The organism is Bacillota bacterium (assembly GCA_013314855.1).
Lineage (GTDB): Bacteria > Bacillota > Clostridia > Acetivibrionales > DUMC01 > Ch48.
On record JABUEW010000013.1, the window covers coordinates 16419 to 35301 of the forward strand.

Here is an 18883-nt window from a genome sequence, read left to right on the forward strand (position 1 = left end):
CTTTGCTTACAAAATAATACCTAACAGCTTGCATAATCTGTAACAAGACTTGTCCCTGTTTTTCAACAGGTTACGGCTTGCTATCTTGTTAAGGCCAAGCTGGGCCCTGGGATCAGATAAACACATTGCGAACATCCATTTTATAATGGATTGATGGAAGTTGGGAAAATTTAATTGTAAGCAGGTTTCAAAGGAATAGTCTAAGAAAAACTTAAGTCTTTCCTCGCATTGCTTGAGATTACTATAATTATGGGTAAAATTAAAATTTTCTGTCCCTATATCTTCAAGTATTTTCCGATGGTAATATAAGCAATCCCTTAACAGGATATTAAGCCCGCATATCCATGGGAAATATACCGAATCAATATCTTTGACCGTATTTATGTCAAGAGAGGGGTCAAAGGCAGAAGAAAATAATGCAAGGATGCATAAAATTGAATTTGCCGATGCAGAAAATTCCCATGGTGATATTAGCGGATATTGGTTGATATAATAACCTGCCCAGGTTAACAGGTAATTATCCCGGGTTTTTTCATCGGAGACAAATTTATATATATTAAGATCTGAATATAAATAAATATATTTTTTCACATGTTCCAGAACAATTTTGTAAGACGGAAGTTTAATAAGTTGGTTTCTGCAGGTTTCAACAAAGAGTTTGAGAGTATTTTCCATACTTTTATACTGTAAATATTTGCAGTAGTTATTGATTTCCTTGTCGGGATTTACTGCATCAAGCATTGAAAGATACAATTGACGTAATGCGGCTTCATCTTTTATCCTGCCTTGAATACATAATCTCTCCAAATAGTTTGCCAGCATGCAGAAGGATGAAATAAAGCTTACGGCGATTTTGATATTTGCTTTCGGATAGAGTGGGTATAAATAGTATATGAAACTATTGCGTATATTAAAGCAGACTGATAAAAGATAGGACAAATCTTCTTCATTCATGGATTCCTTCAATATGTCCCGCCAGTACCTTTTTTGCTTTTTTGCTTCAGGAAGAACTTTAAAAACATAATTTAATAATAGATAGAAAGCATAAAAAGAATTAGTAGTAATTTTGATCATCCCCTTTAGATCTTCTTACAATTCTAAAAAATATTACCATTATATGTTATAATAATCAATATATTTCCAGACAGTAGGAAATATGTCTTTCTAGGAAGATGTTAATTTGAATATTTTCCTTGAAAAATTTCTTTTCCGAAGGTATAGTAATTAATAAGTAATACTAAGAGGAGGCTTTATTGTATGGAAAAAAAGACATATTATATTACTACGCCAATATACTATCCCAGCGACAGGCTTCATATAGGACACTCCTATACAACAGTGGCTGCAGATACTATTGCGAGGTATAAAAGATTGAAAGGTTATGATGTAATGTTTCTTACCGGCACTGATGAACATGGACAAAAAATACAAAGAAAGGCCGAGGAAAAAGGAGTTTCACCAAAAGAATATGTTGATAATATAGTGGCAGGAATTAAAGAGTTATGGAAAGTAATGAAGATAACCAATGACCGTTTTATCCGGACTACGGATAAGTACCATGAAGAAGCTGTACAAAAAATATTTAAAAAGCTTTATGACCAGGGAGATATTTATAAAAGCGAGTACGAAGGCTGGTATTGTACTCCCTGCGAATCATTTTGGACTGAAACCCAGTTAGTAGACGGGAAATGCCCTGATTGTAGAAGAGAAGTAGAACTTACAAAAGAGGAAAGCTATTTCTTTAGATTATCAAAGTATCAAGACAGGTTAATAAAACATATTGAGGAAAATCCTGAGTTTATACAGCCTGTTTCAAGGCAGAATGAAATGCTCAACAACTTTTTGCGGCCGGGCCTTGAAGACCTTTGTGTTTCCAGGACTACTTTTAATTGGGGTATTCCTGTAACATTTGATGAAAAGCATATAATATATGTATGGATTGATGCCCTTTCAAATTATATAACTGCTCTTGGCTACATGTCGGAAGACGATTCAGACTACAGGAAATACTGGCCTGCGGATGTGCACTTGGTAGGCAAGGAAATAGTACGTTTTCATACAATAATATGGCCAGCGATGTTAATGGCCCTGGGAGAACCCTTGCCCAAGCAGGTTTTCGGCCATGGATGGCTACTTCTTGAGGGAGGCAAAATGTCAAAATCCAAAGGCAATGTAGTGGATCCTGTAATCTTGGTGAAAAAATACGGAATTGATGCAGTAAGATATTTTCTATTGAGGGAAGTGCCTTTCGGCTCAGATGGAGTGTTTTCCAATGAGGCGTTAATTAACAGGATAAATTCGGATTTGGCTAATGACCTGGGCAACCTGGTGAGCAGGACTGTAGCCATGATAGATAAATATTTCGCTGGGACTATCTCCACAGAAAGGACAGTAGGAGAATTTGATGAAGATTTGAAAGCTGTTTTATTTGAAACTCCCGGAAGAGTTGAAGAGCTATTGGATAAATTGCAGTTTAGTTCTGCCCTTGCTGAAATATGGAAGGCTATATCCAGGACAAACAAATATATTGATGAAACCATGCCCTGGACTCTGGCAAAAGATGATTCAAAAAGAGGAAGATTGGCGGCAGTTTTATATAACCTGGCGGAAAGCATAAGGATTATTTCGATATTAATTCAGCCTTTTATGCCAGAAACGCCTAAAAAGATATGGAACCAGCTTGGCCTGGAAGAAAACTCTCCTTTAATTTCATGGGAGAGCGCAGGCAGGTGGGGCATGTATCCTGAAGATGCAAGGGTTAAGAAAGGCGAATTAATATTCCCTAGAATTGACATTAAAAAGGAATTGGAAGAACTGGAGAATATTGCTTCGGGAAAATTTGAAAATGCGCCCTGAAACCGTGAACCGATGCATTGCCTAACGAATAAAAATAATGTATAATATATATATGATTTCTTAACTTTAGGAGAAAAAATGCTTTTTGATACACATGCGCACTATGATGATGAAAGATTTGATAAAGACAGGTATGAAGTTATAGAAAAGGTACATCAAGAGGGTGTATCATACATCATAAATGCATCTTCCGATGTGAAATCGGTAAGGGTGAGCGTGGAATTGGCCCAAAAATACCCATATGTATATGCTGCTATAGGTATACATCCCCATAATGCAGAAGAAGTATGCAGTAACATAATACCTTCTCTGTATGAGTGGGCAGCTTGTGATAAGGTTGTGGCAATAGGAGAAATCGGTTTGGACTATTATTATGATTTTACACCAAGGGAAGTTCAAATAAGATGTTTTGCAGAACAGATTAGTGTGGCAAAAGAGCTCTCTTTGCCGATAATAGTCCATAATAGGGATTCTCATGAAGATATATTGAGAATAATAAAGGGAGAAAATGCAAAGGAAGTGGGCGGAGTATTCCATTGTTTTTCAGGTAGCGTTGAAATGGCACGGGAAGTATTAAATAATAATTTTTATATTTCTGTTGGCGGACCGGTTACTTTTAAAAATGCAAGGAGAGTGTTAGAGGTACTTAAATATGTTCCTGATGACAGGCTCCTGGTTGAGACTGATTGCCCTTATTTAACTCCTGAGCCTTATAGGGGGAAAAGAAATGATTCCGGTTATTTAAAATATATTGTTGAAAAAGTTGCCGAAATCAAAGGCATGACTTTTGAAGAAACAGCTGAAATAACAATGGGGAATGCAAGGAGATTATTCGGGGTAGGCCCCCCGGAGGTGAATAAATGAAAAAATTTGTATTAATTATGTTTTTCTCTCTGGTTATTGTGGTGTTTGTTGGGTTCAACTACTTATTATGGGAGAGAGAAAACAGGGAGAAGGATATCAAAAATCTTCAGGATATAAATGCCAGTAATTCAATAACTATTAATGCCCTTAACAGGCAATTGGAAAACATGGAAAACACTCTGAAATTGAGAAACGATAATATTAATAAACTGGATGAAGAAAATTCCCTTTTAAAGAAAGATTTGGAGCAACTAAACCAAGATTATCTCAAGGCTAATAAGACAATTACACATAAAAATGAAGTTATAAACTATCTTTACAAAAACGTCCAACCCGGTCTTGTTGAAACTCCTATAAAAAAATGGGCGGAATATATTAATGCCGGTGATTACGAGTCGGCATACCGTACCTGGTATATAGGGAAAGAAGATGAAAAGGAAAGTCTTACTGATTTTACGAACAAGTACAAGGATAAAATTAAAAGCGTAAAAATTAAGTCAATTGATCTTTATACCCAGGGTATTGAAAAACAACCGGAAGGAGACATATTGCAGGAAGGAGATATATTTTTCGTTGTTGAATTGGATGTAAAGTTGGCCGAAGGTGACGGTAAAAGCAATATGCTGTTTGTAGAAGGGGTTAATAAGAAAATATTTGCATTGCAGTATAACACTAAAGAAAAAAAATGGCACATATCAAGTATTATGGAAGTTAAGTAGAGATTAAAAAGAGGCAGATTTCACAAACAATCTGCCTTTAATTTTGTTTTGTTAAAGGATGAATGCACCTGAATTTAACATGATTTGATGTCATTTAAGTATTCATTTGAATAAAGAAACAGTTTATGGTATATAATTTATATAAACTGGTGTATACTGTAAAAAAATTTGACAAAAAATGATATTTTGAATAGAATAACTACAGCTACAAGAAAGGAGGGCTGTTGAAAATGGAGTATTTTGGTAATGGCAATATAAACAAATACTTTTTTATAAAAGTTGCAATGATTATTTTGTTTACAGTAATTGTTACAATGCTGGGAGGAATGGAAGCATTAACTTTGCCTTTAAGGGAAGTAGTTATTAACGACAATGGAAGCATAATTACCCTTAAAACCAAAAAACTGACTGTTGGGGATGCCTTGGAACAGAATGGTATAAACATAAGATGTGAGGATTATATTTATCCCTCTCCTGAAGAAAAACTACTTACAGAGAAAACAAATACAGTATTTATTAAGAGAGCTATACCCATATGTGTTAATGTAGATGGTGCAAAGTTGGAGATATTAACCCATAATACCACTTTAAGAGAAGTTTTGGAAGAAAATCAGATCGAGGTCAATGAGAGTGACAGGATAGAAGGCGCAGGAATTGACCAACCGGTTTTCCCGGGTATGAATGTAAAAATTGTAAGAATTAAAGAAGACCTTATTATTGAAAAAGAACCTATTTCTTACATAGTTGAAAGAAGACCCAACCAAAGATTGGACCAGGGTGTTGAGAAGACAGTAAGAGAGGGAAAAGAGGGAATACGTGAATTACTCTACAGGGTTGTATATGAAGATGGAGTATTAAAAACCAAAGAATTAGTTAAAGAAACCATAGCCTCTGCACCTGTTAACAAATTAGTTGAATATGGCACTATTGCTAAATACACAACCGCAAGAGGCGAAACTTTCCGTTATAGCAAAGTCCTTGATATGCGTGCAACCGCATATACTTCTTCATACAAGGATACCGGAAAAAATCCCGACCATCCGCATTTTGGAATAACTTATACGGGAATAAAGGCAAAAAGAGGGATTATAGCTGTAGATCCCAAGGTAATTCCATTAGGGTCAAGGGTTTATGTTGAAGGTGTGGGTAAAACTCCGGACTATGGATTTGCATTGGCGGCAGATATTGGCGGCGCCATTAAAGGAAATTTAATTGATTTGTATTTTGAAACACAGGAAGAAGCCGATGGATGGGGCATAAAGAAAGTCAGAGTGTATATATTATCGGAGTAGGTCCTTAAGGTAAGGGGACATTTAACTGAATGAGCATCTGGTTATGAGGAATGAAATGGAAAAGGACATCAGGAGACTTATGGAAAAATATAATATCAGGCCTTCTAAGTCATGGGGCCAGAATTTTCTTGTTAGCAAAGAGGTCAAAGCTAAAATAACCGAGGCTTCCGCTGTGCAAAAGGATGACCTTGTAATTGAAATCGGCGCCGGCCTTGGAGTTTTATCAAAAGAGCTTGCAGCCAAGGCTGGAAGGCTGGTAGCTATAGAGATAGATAAACACTTGGTTTCAGCACTTGAGGGAATTTTAAAGGATTATAAAAATGTAGTAATTATCAATAAAGATGTATTAAAACTTGATATTAAGAATGATATAATTCGCAAGGTATGTGGGACAGCCCACGAAGCAAATGGAATTACTAAAGGGGACGTGTTTATTCCTGCTTGTATTAAAGTAGTGGGAAATCTTCCCTACTATATAACTACTCCTATTATAATGAAACTATTGGAAGAAGAACCTGGAATTGATGAAATTATTTTTATGGTTCAGAAGGAAGTGGCGGACAGGATTCTTGCTAAACCCGGGACAAAGGATTACGGCTCTTTGTCTATAGCAGTACAGTATTATTCACAGCCTGAAATACTATTTGACGTCCCGCCTTTTTGTTTCCTGCCCAGGCCAAAAGTTTATTCATCAGTTATAAGATTAATCATAAATAAAATACCTCCTGTACACGTTGTTGACAAAGATTTGTTTTTTAAAATTGTAAGGGCATCCTTTGGTCAAAGAAGGAAAACTTTGCTAAATGCTTTATTTAATGCAAATATATTTTCTCTTAGTAAAGAAGAAATCAAATCTATACTGAAAAGTCTGGAAATAAATGAAAACATGAGAGGAGAGAACTTATCACTAATTCAATTCGCGCAAATGTCAAATGTAATTTCTCGAAAATTAAATACTTTAAATATTTAATGTTTCTGTCATTATAATGGGTCATACATAGAAAATGCGCCCCCAGTTAAAATGGCGGTTTATTTTTTCTCCCGTATTCATATATATAGTACTAGGAAGTAGAAAACTTAAAGGCTTGGCCAAAGGCTTGGCCTGTGCAAGCCTTAACTGGATATGGGAGGAAGAGCAAGTGGTTAATAGCTTGAGGTTTAATAGTGTAATTCTAATGCTTAATGAAGAAGACAGGGGGTTTGGAAAGGATAAACCCCCTGCAGGGTATGTAAGGCTGGAAGTCAGAGAAGGAAAAGGAAGGCTTTCGGCTATGGTACAGGATTTAAAAGATAGCGATGAATATAATAATTACAAATTATATTTAATAAGGTACCATGAAGGAGAAATATGTCCTGCCTGTATGGGTACAATACCTGTTAAAAATGGAAGAGGAGAAATTACAGGGGAGTTTGATCCTCTTAATGTAGAGGATACAAAATTGCAAATTAATGATTTTAACATAGCAGCAGTTATATTGGAGCGTAAGGATGCGGAAAGAATAGTTATAAAATGTCCCTTGGTTGTGTATAAAGGTAAAAAAATAAAATGGACTGAAGCTTTTAGTAATTATACTCAGAACCTTACGGAGATTTTGAAAACAGAAAGAAAAATAAAAATTGGAGAAGAAATAAAAACCGGAGAAGTAAAAGAGAAGGAACAAGAAAACCTTGAAGGAAAAATTGAAGAAAAAACCGGAGAAAAACCTGAAATGAAGCGAGAAGAAGTAATTGAAACCGAAACCGAAGAAAAAACCAGGCAAGAAACTGAAAGCAAATACTCATATAATGAAAATATACCGGGAGTAGTTTCTGATGCAAATTGCCGGTATTGTACCCGTCAATCCCCGGATATAGAGCTGTTGGTAAATTGCCTTGACAAAGTATTTAAAAGGTGTGACCCCTTCAACACCAAAAGACAGGACTATAAATGGTGGAAAGTCAGCAGCCCGGTTCATTTAAGCAATGTGTTGTACTACTGCAATATTCAGATACCTAAAATATTTAACCCCTTAATAATTATGGCATATTATAAATACAGGTATTTAATTGCAGGAATATACACCAGCAGGAAAAAAGGCAAAGAGTATATTGTATATGGTATACCCGGCACTTATAATGTAGATGAAAGCCCTTTGGGAGATTTGTGCAGATGGATACAGGTTGAGGGGAATACACCCAAATACGGTGCGTTTGGTTATTGGATTGCTTATATTGACCCTGCTACAGGCGAATTTTTAAAGGTGAATCATTAAAATAACAAAAAAAAATAATAAAAATGCATTTTATGAAGAATTATAGTATAATATCTATATAAAAATATCGTTTGTACAGAAATAATAACTAACAAATAAATTAACAAGTATTAATATAGTATGGAGGTTGATTTCAGTGACGGCTAAAAACAGGGTAGTATTAAGGATTGCGGGTATGGATTATGCTATTCGCGGAGCAGAATCCGAAGAATATATGCATAAATTGGGGTTGTATGTAGATAAAAAAATGAGCGAAATTATGAAGAATAACAGCAAATTAAGTACTAATATGGCGGCCGTCCTGACAGCCTTAAATGTTGCTGATGATTATATAAAGGCCCAGGAAAACGGGGCAAAACTTATAAATGAAATAAATAAGCTCAGGGAAGAACTACAGCTTATGAAAGCTGAAAATGAACGCCTAAAAAAAGAAAATTTGGACCTTGTTAATTTGAATAATAACCTGCAGCTTAAGTTAGTTAAAACAGAAACAGAGTTGAGGGAAGTAAGAAATTCTCTTGAGAAATTGACCCGGAATAAATGAAAAAAGGGGGATATATAATAATGGATGTTGAAGTATTTGTCGAAATATGCAGGGAGGGAGCTGTATTACCGGAATATGCAAAACCTGGTGATGCAGGAATGGATGTTTTTGCAGCTGAAGATATTATAATCAAGCCTGGAGAAACAGTAATCGTACCTACAGGAATAAAAATGGCAATACCCGAAGGTTATGAAATACAGGTAAGGCCAAGGAGCGGAATTTCTTTTAGAACTCCTTTGAGAATTGTTAATTCTCCCGGAACAATCGATAGTGGTTACAGGGATGAGCTTGGTATTATTATGAATAATTCTTCCGATATTAACTGCAGTAATAATGAAATTTTTACCCTTGAAAGTGAAGGCAATAAAATGGGTGCTTATAAAATAAAAAAGGGTGACAGGATAGCACAAATAGTGTTACAGAGAGTACCTAAAATAAAGTTTACCGTTGTTGATTCTGTAAAATATATAGGTAGCGATAGGGGCGGAGGTTTTGGTTCTACGGGAATTTGAAAGGCGCAGGACATATTACTGATTTTCTCGTTAAGTTAACTGATAAAATGGGTATAACTACAGAAGCAGTTTGATTTTTACAAGGGTGGGGTAAATGACGGATTTTAAAAAGCTGGAACTTGATGACAGGGATATTTTTCAAAGATACCTTGGAGATTACAGATTCAATACTTATGAGTATTCTTTTTTGACACTTTATATATGGCGGAAAATGCTTAATGTAGAATTCGGTATAATTGACGATGCCTTAATAATTAAAAAGTCCACTAAAAAAACCGGTACTTACTTTATGCAGCCTGTTGGTTATAGAAAAGAAAGTTTGAAGAGCATTGTATTAAAGCTTAATAGCATCAGAAAGAATGACGAAAATTTTAAAAATTTGTTCAGGGACATTGAAATACCATTTTTATATGAGCTTTTAGATATTTTTGAAGGGAAAATATGTTTTTGCGAGGATATCAACAACTTTGATTATATATGTAACAGTGAAGACCTGATTTTATTATCAGGCAAAAAATTCCACCGCAAGAAGAACCAGTACAACCAGTTTATAAATAATTACAAATATGAGATTAAAGATTTTAACGACTCTAAAGTAATAGAAGATTGTATTAAGTTTTCCGGAACATGGTTTCATGAAAGAGGGAATAATGATTGCCTTCTTAGATATGAACTGGAAAGCATAGAAGAAGTTTTGCCAAAATCAGGTCTGTTGGGTATAAAGGGAATGGCTGTCTATGTTGATGGGCATCTTGCAGGTTTTACTGCCGGTGAAAAGGTAAATAGCAATATGGGTGTTATTCATTTTGAAAAGGGAGACCTATCCTATAACGGTATATATTCTTTTATAAATAAAACCTTTGTAGAGAAATATTTCAGCGATGTGAAGTTTGTAAACATGCAGGAAGATATGGGCATAAAAGGTTTGAGAAAAGCCAAGAAGGCATATAATCCTGTAAAATTGGAAAAGAAATTTATTGTGAATTTATTGTAATATTATAATTAATATCTTCAAAGGAAGAAAGGAATCTATATTATGAGAAACTTGCTTGATGGTTCTAATATCCGGCTCACAGCTGTACAAGAAGATGATATGCATGTAATTGAAGATTGGTTTAACAATGTAGAATTCCTTAGATATTATGATATGATACCTGCCATGCCTAAATCTCGCAAACAGGTGGAAAATATGATTAAATACTATGAAGATTCACCGGAAAGATGTATATATGCAATAAGAGAAAAGAAAACGGGAAGGATAATAGGTGTTGCGGGTTTTGACGAAATAATCTGGAGTAATGGTGTGGCAACGGTTTTTGTTGGAATAGGTGATGAGAATTTTACCGGCAAGGGCCTGGGGAAAGAAGCCATGACACTTTTACTGGATTATGGCTTTAACGAGCTTAATTTTTACAGGATCCAATTAAATGTAATTTCCTACAATAAAACTGCTATAGGGTTGTATGAAGACCTTGGCTTCATAAGGGAAGGCACATACAGGCAGTTTATAAACAGGGATGGGAAGAGGTATGATATGTATTTGTATGGATTGCTAAGGGCGGAATGGGAAATCACGTTCTCAAGGCAGGAAAACAAATGATATAATTATGTCGGAGTATATTGATTAAAAATTCCTTTTCGGTTATTATAATAGTAGAGGCATTACATTATTAGTGCCTTATTATAATAAACCGGAAAGGGGTTTTTTATATGCTTGTTAAAAACTGTGCAGGTGGTTTAGTCTTTTGGGAAGACAAGGTATTTCTCCTAAAGGATGAAAGAGGAGAATGGATCTTTCCTAAAGGGGTGATACAAAAAGATGAGCTACCTGCCGAAGCTGCTTTAAGAGTTGCAAAGGAAACGGCGGGAATAACGGCAGAAATTGTTTCAACAGAAGGTCGTGCAAGTTACGAAATCTCTTCAAAAACACATCAAAACCCAATCTACAATAAAATTATCTGGTATGTTATGATTTCTCAAAATAATGAATATCAAGTTAAAAAAGATAAAGGTTACAAAAGCGGCGGTTATTATAGTATAGGTGAAGCTATGGAACTTTTAACACACAATAATAACAAAGCTATCCTTAATTTCTTATCAAAAAAGCTTTCCGAAATGGTTACATTGTGTAATAACAAAATTGACGATATAAATAATAATAATGTACAAACATATAGGAATATAGAATTATGGGGATGCCAGTAGAATATAAAACAGTGCTGAATTACGCTACGGCAGAATATGAAGAAAAAAAGTCCAGGTTTATAGCAAGCATTAAGCCTGTTGCTACCGAAGAGGAAGCAGTTGAATTTATAAACCAGTTAAAAGCAAAATACTGGGATGCTTCTCATAATGTTTATGCCTATTGCATAGGCGGAGATAACATTGTCCGGCGTTTCAGCGATGATGGTGAACCATCGGGAACAGCAGGGCTTCCTGTTCTTGAAGTTATAAAGAGAATGGAACTTCAGGATTTGGTAGTAGTGGTAACAAGATACTTTGGCGGTACTTTGCTTGGAGCTGCAGGACTTGTCAGGGCATATGGGAAAAGTGCCTTATTAGGTATTGAAGCTGCCGGTATAGTAAAAAAGAAATTATGTGAGGAAATCCGTGTGATATTGGAATATCCGGTTTTGGGAAAAGTTCAAAATAGGGTGGCTACTTGCGGGTATAAGATAAAAGATATAAAATATACCCAGGATGTAGAAATGGTTATGCTAGTTCCTATTGATGAAAGAGATAGATTTATTGAATATATAAACGAAGCTACTAACGGCGAAGCATTGGTGGAAATTGGAAAAAAGGAATATATTGTGATGTAAATAATATAGTAAAGATGAGGAGTTGATTATTTATATGCTTTATAAAGCTGACTGGGAGTTAATTGAAAAGAGATATATTGAATACTGGGAAAAGGAGAACCATGACAGGCCATTGATATCGGTCTGTGCACCAAAGGAAGGATACATCCCGAAAGAAATAAAAGCACCTGAGAAACTGGTTGATAGGTGGATGGATATTGAATATTTAATTCAAAATGCCCGGGAGAGGTTTAGTGCGACGTACTTTGGTGGAGAAGCTTTTCCCAATTTTTGCCCTAACCTGGGGCCGGATATTCTAGGCGCCATATTGGGTTGGTGTGATCTGGAATTTGGTGATAACACCAGTTGGGCTGTTCATAAATTACATAATTGGGAACAAATAGAAAAGTTTGAATTTGACCCTATGAACAAGTGGTGGAAAAAAATTGTGGAAATAACCGAAGAGGCTGTCAAAGATTCAAGAGGTGACTATTTTGTGTCATTAACAGACCTGCACAGCGGTGTAGACGCATTAGTATCTCTCAGAGGTCCGGAAAACCTATGCCTTGACCTTATGGATTATCCTGGACGGGTAAAAAAAGCTACCTTTGAAGTTTTCGAAGTTTTCAAGCAGGTTTATAACCGCTTATATAACATTACTTTAAAAAATTTGCCCGGAAGTTCAAACTGGATGGGTGTATGGCATCCGGAGAAATGGTATCCAACGTCCTGTGATTTTATATGCCTTATTTCTAAGGGAATGTTTGACGAATTTGTATTACCGGAGTTACTGGAAGAAATATATTGGCTGGATGCCTCTATTTTTCATCTTGATGGGCCTGGAGCACTTAAACACCTTGATGCACTTCTTGATATACCTGAATTAAAAGGAATACAATGGGTATATGGTGCCGGTCAACCCAGTGCCTCACACTGGATACCTGTATTGAAAAAAATCCAAGATGCGGGAAAACTGGTACATGTATCTATTGAACCCCACGAATTGGATATTCTTATAACAGAATTAAGACCGGAAGGTGTCATGTATACTACCTGGTGCAAAAGTGAACAGGATGCCGAGGATTTGTTGAAAAAGGCAGAAAGGTCTTATAAAAAAAGAATATATTAGAAGTATTAGTTCTGAAAATGATGACAAGGGGAAGGAGTTAAAATGCTCGAAAAGCTTAAAGAAATTGTATTTAAAGCAAACCTTGAACTTGTAAATAAGGGACTTGTAATCTACACATGGGGTAATGCCAGCGGTATATGCAGGGAGAAAGGACTTGTAGTAATAAAACCAAGTGGGGTTGATTATGATAAGCTCAAACCGGAAGACCTTGTTGTACTTGACCTTGAAGGCAATGTTGTTGAAGGAAAGCTTAAACCTTCATCAGATACAGCAACTCATCTTATTCTATATAAAGCATTTCCGGAAATAGGAGGAATTGTGCATACCCATTCCCGCTGGGCAACAATATTCGCCCAGGCGGGATTATCAATACCGCCTCTTGGAACTACTCATGCCGACTACTTTTATGGAGAAATTCCCTGTACCAGAAAGATGACTGTAACAGAAATCAAAGGAGATTACGAAAAAGAAACAGGAAATGTTATTGTTGAGACTTTCAAAAATAAGAATCCTGTTTACATTCCCGGAGTTCTGGTAAATGAACACGGCCCGTTTTGCTGGGGGAGGGATGCCGATGAAGCCGTATACCATGCCGTGGTAATGGAGGAAGTTGCAATGATGGCTTTTAATACGCTGGCGCTAAGGAATTTTGCAGCAGGATTGGCTTCCGAACATGTGAAAACAGACTATAAAATATCAACCCATATGTCAGCCAATGTATCAATAACAATGTCGCCTGCACTCCTTGATAAGCATTTTCTTAGAAAACATGGGAAAAACTCCTACTATGGACAAGGGTAAGGAAGAAAAATGGGATTTTTTGGGTGCATTTTCTTTCCATGACCCATTATATTCCAGAAACGGTGCTCCAGGCCTCTAGAGCCTGTAAATTCACTTCGGGGCAAATCAAACTCGCAAAATAATTTGAATAAAGATCTAATGTGATTATTTTGCTCAAACAGTTGATTTGCTTATCCCTCGTCGGATTAACAGGCTCTACGAGACCTTTCGCAATGTTTCTGTCATTATATGGGTCATATATGGAAAATGCACCCGGATTTTTTATCCTAATTGCAGTTGGGTGTTATTATATGGTATAATAAAGCTTGCGAAAGCTTAAGAGTTTTACCTGGTGATTTCCAACTGGAGGTGTAAAAATGTCCGGACATTCTAAATGGGCTAATATTAAACATAGAAAAGAAAAGAGTGATGCGCAAAAAGGCAAATTATTTACAAAGATTGGAAGAGAATTGGCTGTTGCTGTTAAACAGGGAGGTCCCGATCCTGAAACTAACAGTAAGCTAAAGGATGCCATTGCAAAGGCGAAAGCTGCCAATATGCCCAACGATAATATTATAAGGAGCATAAAAAAGGCAGCAGGAGATATGAATTCGGATAATTACGAAGAGATATCCTATGAAGGTTATGGTCCAGGCGGAGTTGCTATTATAGTACGGACAATGACCGATAACCGCAACAGGACAGCGGGAGATATAAGGCATTATTTTGATAAATTTGGAGGAAACCTCGGTCAAACAGGATGTGTATCCTTTATGTTTGATAAAAAAGGAGTTATATTAATTGAGAGGACAGAAGATATTGATGAAGACACTCTTATGATGGAGGCCATTAATGCTGGAGCTGAAGACTTCGATGCCCAGGATGAGTACTTTGAGATATTAACTGATCCCGCCGATTTTTCTGCTGTAAGGGAAACCCTGGAGAAGCAGGGTTATACATTTATATCTGCAGGAGTAGAAATGGTTTCCAAGACCACAACAAAACTCACAGAGCCAAAGCATATTGAACAGATGAACAAACTCATAGATAATCTGGAAGACTTGGATGATGTACAGAATGTTTATCATAACTGGGAACAGGATTAAAGTGCCAAGCAGCCGGATTAATTTTTAAAGCTTTCCGGCCGCTTGGACCGGGGACTACCAATTTACATAAACAACCTCTATTAAATTAACTTAAAAGGGTTTTACGAAGAATATTCCGAATTAGTCTGACGATGCCCCTTTTAAAAAGTCGCCGGTATTTCATTACTGCCTGTTGATGTTGTAATTGTTCCCGGTATAAGCCTCAAACACTTTCTTTACAATATTTCCACCAATTTTACCAGCATCTCTTGCTGCCAGGTCACCATTATAACCTTGTTTTAAGTTTACACCAACCTGGTTTGCTATTTCATACTTCATGTTTTCAAAATAAGTTTTGCTCTTTGCCATAATGCAACCTCCTTAAAATTTATTCCGCTATTATCATAGCGTATTCTTATGATTTGTAGATTTTTTAAATTTTATTACGGGAATTATTGTCAACTCTTTAATTTTAATTGTGGTCAATAGCAATACTGGTAAACGACAGAAAAGTTATTCTCTTGCTGGTTCAGCTTCTCTAAATAACAGGCTTATGCTGTATAAACCTGCTATTCCTACAAGAGTATAAACGATCCTACTTACAGATGCAGTATTGCCACCAAAAATTGCCGCTACGAGGTCATAACTGAAAAGACCGATAAGTAGCCAATTTAAAGCCCCTATTATTACAAGTATAAGAGCGAGTCTATCTAATGGTGTCCTACGCATATTAACATCTCCTTTACTATTTTTATCTACAGTATTTCCATGATAAGTTTTAAAAATGCATAAAAATTTATGTATAATTGTATAAAAATTAAAATTAACGTAAAAGTTTTAAAAAATTAAAGATTAAAAAACTGCCGCGCCTCTAATTTAATAAAGGCGCGGTTTATTTAAACAACCACCGGACAACCGCGGCAGCCGGTAGTTAGTCTTACACTATATTATTTCACTAGTATATTATGAATAGTTTCATCAAATTGTGAATAGTATTACCGATAATATAATTGGAGGAAATATTATATAAAAATGGAAGTAAATTAAAATGTGAAAATGAGAAATAGTAAAAGTAGGAATTAAAATGAGGGCAATATAGTAACTTACCGATTTTGGAATCATATAATATTATGAGATTGATAGTGAAATTAATAGAATTGCAATACTATCGGAAATCATGGAAAAAATTGCATGGACGGCTTACTGCATACAACAAATTATGAAGACATATACTACACTTGAAGGGAAGTGAAGTTGATGCAGTTTCTCAGCATTGGAGCAAATAATAAGTGTGCTGATGACATATTGGAATTTATAACAAATGAACTTCAACAATTCAAAAATGATAATATGGATTACTCTATAGACAAGGTAAATATAAACGGGACTGAATCAATAATATGTAAAATAAATGATGATAAAGACCAGACACAAGGAAAGAAGTTATCAAGGCAAGCATACAGAGCATTGATGCTAAATGTTTCAAATGCCCTTGCAGATTATATAATGAGGAGTTATGAAGAAAAAATAACAAAGAGGATAGTAAACTCCAATTATTTTTATTTTAGTCAATCCGAGAGAAAAGATATTTTAAAAGCAGCATTTAAGGTCATTAGAAATGAAGATAAAAGTTTTTTGAATACTTTGCTGCAAATACGCAGAAGGAATATTATAGTTAAAAAGCTCATGGATTATTTTGATAGCTCAAACAGCATTATTTTAGACGGATTTGTAAATTTCAGGCTTAAGGATTATATTAAAGACTTGGAAGAGATTGTGGAAAAGGCAGTTGACAATTTCCTTATGGAAAAAGAGTATAAGGAGTTTATAAAGCTCTTAAAGTATTTTGTTGATATCCAGGAGCCCAAATTTTACAATGTTCATATTGTTGTGGACGAGAACAGTCAATACACATTACTGGATGAAAAGAAGCAGGAAATTACAAATGAATGTATAAAGGAATATATGAATGAGATTTCCGGAGGGGAAATAAACCATGATGATTTGCTTGTAAGCTCTCTTATAACATTAGCTCCTAAAAAGGTGACAATTCACAACATTGAGAATTTTAAAAATAAGGAATTATTAGAGACTATAAAAAGTATTTTTCATGGTAATATAACTATATGCAAAGGTTGTGGGCTTTGTAAACTCGATACCGCCATAAAAAAGGAAAATTAATAATTTGGCCGACATAATTAAACATAATTAAAACAAAAAATATCTATATTTTTTTTTATATATATGCTAAAATCATTGTTATAGAAATTGATAATGGTGCATAATTGAAATGTTGATGCACAATTGAAAAAATAATTGGAAAATGAACTGCTTCGGAGGTATTTATTTGAGAATAGTAGGATTTATCGGGCCAAGCGGTACCGGGAAAAGCCATAGGGCATTGTGGGTGGCAAAAAGTAAAGGAATTGAGTACATAATTGATGATGGCCTTCTAATAAAAGGAAATAGAATAATTACAGGTATTTCTGCAAAAAAGGAAAGTACAAAAATTGGTTCTATAAAAAGAGCATTATTTGTTTATGATGAGCATGCAGAGGAAGTAAAAAAGGCAATAGAACTTCATAAACCTGAAGCTTTATTGATACTTGGAACTTCAGACGGAATGGTGGAAAGTATTGCTAAACGTCTTAGCCTACCAGGTATTACTGAAAAGGTATATATCCACGAAATTGCAGAAGATTCGGAAATTAACCGGGCCCTTTCAATAAGGAAGGAGCAGGGTAAACATGTTATTCCGGTCCCTACATTTGAAATAAAAAAAGATTTTTCAGGATATTTCCTTGACCCGTTACAAATATTCAGGAGGAAAGGTAAAGGGCGCCTGCAGCTTGTTGCTGAAAAGTCGGTAGTAAGGCCAACTTTCAGTTATATGGGTAAATATACAATATCTGATTATACAGTATACCAAATAGCAGAGTATGTTGTGTCAGGAATTAAAGGGATAAGCAGGATTTCCAGGTTCAAAGTGGAAAATGGTCAGGAAGGAATTACTATTGATATGGACTTGACCCTTATATATGGCTATCCCATAAAGCCTTTATTGGAAAATGTACAAAAGAAGGTTAGGTACGAAATAGAAAAACTTACCGGACTAAATATCAAGGCACTTAACATTTATGCTAAAAACCTCATCCTTGAGCAAAAGAAGCCGAGCTTTACTTAAGATTACTTAAGATTACTTAAGATTGCAATAGCCCACAAGCTTTTGTATACTCCTTTGTACCGCGTCTTTTGAATTCCCCCATGGTGCGTCGGCATTACGGTAGTCGAATTTTTCAGTAAACCAATTAACTTCCTTTTGTACTCTTTCGAGGTTTTCCAGTTGCAACTTAAGCAGGTTCTCTATAAAAGTAGGAGTTTGCCTGGGATCCAGGTACTTTTTTGTCCCTTCCAAAAGCTGTCGAAAATGCTTAAGGCAAAATCCTTTATTATTGTTGAATAATTTTCGGAATTCTTCCTCTTTACCCCACAAATACATTATCACGTCCAAATATCTCTCCATTGTGTAGTCCATTTTATCACATATCATACACTTATTTTCCAGGACGGCAAGTTCTTCTATAAGTTCATCCACAAAAGCCTCTGTCGGTGTTTTCCTTGATCCAAACCTGCCGAATATGCTTTTGACCATAAAAGTTCCGCCATCTCTTTTAATTGATGCCGGCTTTTTACTATGTTTTTTCTTAAGCTTTTTATTCTGCTCACATAAATGGGTATCTATAATCAACCCAAGGCCAAGCCTGTTTTCCTGTTTATTGTAAAGAAGTTCAAAATGCCTTCTGCAGAAACCTTTTTCATTTGTTTCTATCCTGCAGTCAGGCTCCATAAGGGAAGGACCAAGTACATAATCAATGTAATGGTCTTCTAAATTTTTCTCCAGTATACACATCGGACATTCGCTTTCTTCCTTAAAAGCGTCCATAACAGGTATTGTATAAATTTGCTCTTTCATAACATATTCTACCCTTTCTATAATTTTCTATCCCTTCTGCTGATTCATTTCCCCCCTGTAAAGGCAGGAGAACTTA

At 35.5% G+C, this 18883-nt stretch carries 20 protein-coding genes and 1 pseudogene; 17 read left to right on the top strand and 4 right to left on the bottom strand.

Annotation, left to right across the window (positions count from 1 at the left end; translation table 11 throughout):
• Positions 1 to 6 precede the first annotated feature (6 nt).
• On the bottom strand, positions 7 to 1074 hold the full coding sequence (locus tag HPY74_03485) for a DUF2600 family protein (protein NSW89741.1): 1068 nt from the start codon (positions 1072 to 1074) through the stop codon (positions 7 to 9).
• A gap of 183 nt (positions 1075 to 1257) precedes the next feature.
• On the opposite strand from HPY74_03485, the pseudogene metG reads away from it, so the two are divergent.
• The 15 genes and pseudogenes from metG (at position 1258) to HPY74_03560 (ending at position 14855) form a co-directional block, all read left to right on the top strand.
• Positions 1258 to 2829, top strand: a pseudogene (gene metG, locus HPY74_03490) (methionine--tRNA ligase).
• Between the two features lie 105 nt (positions 2830 to 2934).
• The gene (locus tag HPY74_03495) at positions 2935 to 3720 is read left to right on the top strand and encodes a TatD family hydrolase (GenBank protein NSW89742.1); all 786 of its coding nucleotides are present in this window, start codon (positions 2935 to 2937) and stop codon (positions 3718 to 3720) included.
• On the top strand, positions 3717 to 4439 hold the full coding sequence (locus tag HPY74_03500) for a hypothetical protein (protein ID NSW89743.1): 723 nt from the start codon (positions 3717 to 3719) through the stop codon (positions 4437 to 4439). Before HPY74_03495 ends, HPY74_03500 begins: the two co-directional genes overlap by 4 nt.
• 230 nt (positions 4440 to 4669) lie before the next feature.
• Positions 4670 to 5731: a DUF348 domain-containing protein gene (locus HPY74_03505; GenBank protein NSW89744.1), complete on the top strand. Its 1062-nt coding sequence runs from the start codon at positions 4670 to 4672 to the stop codon at positions 5729 to 5731.
• A 55-nt stretch (positions 5732 to 5786) separates the two neighbouring features.
• A complete protein-coding gene (rsmA, locus tag HPY74_03510; protein NSW89745.1) occupies positions 5787 to 6701 on the top strand; it encodes a 16S rRNA (adenine(1518)-N(6)/adenine(1519)-N(6))-dimethyltransferase RsmA in 915 nt (304 codons plus the stop codon).
• Between the two features lie 169 nt (positions 6702 to 6870).
• A complete protein-coding gene (locus HPY74_03515; protein NSW89746.1) occupies positions 6871 to 7983 on the top strand; it encodes a hypothetical protein in 1113 nt (370 codons plus the stop codon).
• A gap of 136 nt (positions 7984 to 8119) precedes the next feature.
• A complete protein-coding gene (locus HPY74_03520; protein NSW89747.1) occupies positions 8120 to 8527 on the top strand; it encodes a cell division protein ZapA in 408 nt (135 codons plus the stop codon).
• A 20-nt stretch (positions 8528 to 8547) separates the two neighbouring features.
• Positions 8548 to 9039: a dUTP diphosphatase gene (dut, locus tag HPY74_03525; GenBank protein NSW89748.1), complete on the top strand. Its 492-nt coding sequence runs from the start codon at positions 8548 to 8550 to the stop codon at positions 9037 to 9039.
• 94 nt (positions 9040 to 9133) lie between these two features.
• Positions 9134 to 10033: a DUF2156 domain-containing protein gene (locus HPY74_03530; GenBank protein ID NSW89749.1), complete on the top strand. Its 900-nt coding sequence runs from the start codon at positions 9134 to 9136 to the stop codon at positions 10031 to 10033.
• A gap of 33 nt (positions 10034 to 10066) precedes the next feature.
• Complete coding sequence (locus HPY74_03535) at positions 10067 to 10639, top strand: GNAT family N-acetyltransferase (protein NSW89750.1); 573 nt, start codon at positions 10067 to 10069, stop codon at positions 10637 to 10639.
• Positions 10640 to 10749: 110 nt separating this feature from the next.
• Positions 10750 to 11244, top strand: coding sequence for an NUDIX domain-containing protein (locus HPY74_03540; GenBank protein NSW89751.1), 495 nt, complete (start codon positions 10750 to 10752; stop codon positions 11242 to 11244).
• Positions 11235 to 11861 (top strand): YigZ family protein, encoded by a 627-nt coding sequence (locus HPY74_03545; protein NSW89752.1) that lies wholly within the window; start codon positions 11235 to 11237, stop codon positions 11859 to 11861. The genes HPY74_03540 and HPY74_03545 overlap by 10 nt, the downstream gene beginning before the upstream one ends.
• A 34-nt stretch (positions 11862 to 11895) precedes the next feature.
• Complete coding sequence (locus tag HPY74_03550; GenBank protein NSW89753.1) at positions 11896 to 12969, top strand: trimethylamine corrinoid protein 2; 1074 nt, start codon at positions 11896 to 11898, stop codon at positions 12967 to 12969.
• 42 nt (positions 12970 to 13011) lie between these two features.
• On the top strand, positions 13012 to 13770 hold the full coding sequence (locus HPY74_03555; GenBank protein ID NSW89754.1) for an L-ribulose-5-phosphate 4-epimerase: 759 nt from the start codon (positions 13012 to 13014) through the stop codon (positions 13768 to 13770).
• A 356-nt stretch (positions 13771 to 14126) separates the two neighbouring features.
• The gene (locus HPY74_03560; protein NSW89755.1) at positions 14127 to 14855 is read left to right on the top strand and encodes a YebC/PmpR family DNA-binding transcriptional regulator; all 729 of its coding nucleotides are present in this window, start codon (positions 14127 to 14129) and stop codon (positions 14853 to 14855) included.
• A gap of 162 nt (positions 14856 to 15017) precedes the next feature.
• Here HPY74_03560 and HPY74_03565 read toward each other — a convergent pair whose 3' ends face one another.
• Both HPY74_03565 and HPY74_03570 read right to left on the bottom strand, forming a co-directional pair.
• Positions 15018 to 15203 (bottom strand): alpha/beta-type small acid-soluble spore protein, encoded by a 186-nt coding sequence (locus HPY74_03565; protein ID NSW89756.1) that lies wholly within the window; start codon positions 15201 to 15203, stop codon positions 15018 to 15020.
• Positions 15204 to 15347: 144 nt separating this feature from the next.
• Complete coding sequence (locus HPY74_03570; protein ID NSW89757.1) at positions 15348 to 15563, bottom strand: DUF378 domain-containing protein; 216 nt, start codon at positions 15561 to 15563, stop codon at positions 15348 to 15350.
• Between the two features lie 528 nt (positions 15564 to 16091).
• Here HPY74_03570 and ytxC point away from each other — a divergent pair.
• Positions 16092 to 17015 (top strand): putative sporulation protein YtxC, encoded by a 924-nt coding sequence (gene ytxC, locus HPY74_03575; protein ID NSW89758.1) that lies wholly within the window; start codon positions 16092 to 16094, stop codon positions 17013 to 17015.
• 166 nt (positions 17016 to 17181) lie between these two features.
• Positions 17182 to 18018 carry an Asp23/Gls24 family envelope stress response protein gene (locus tag HPY74_03580; protein ID NSW89759.1) on the top strand — a complete coding sequence of 279 codons (837 nt, stop codon included), beginning with the start codon at positions 17182 to 17184 and terminating at the stop codon, positions 18016 to 18018.
• A gap of 12 nt (positions 18019 to 18030) precedes the next feature.
• On the opposite strand, the gene HPY74_03585 is transcribed toward HPY74_03580, so the two are convergent.
• A complete protein-coding gene (locus HPY74_03585) occupies positions 18031 to 18807 on the bottom strand; it encodes an ABC transporter substrate-binding protein (GenBank protein ID NSW89760.1) in 777 nt (258 codons plus the stop codon).
• Positions 18808 to 18883 lie beyond the last annotated feature (76 nt).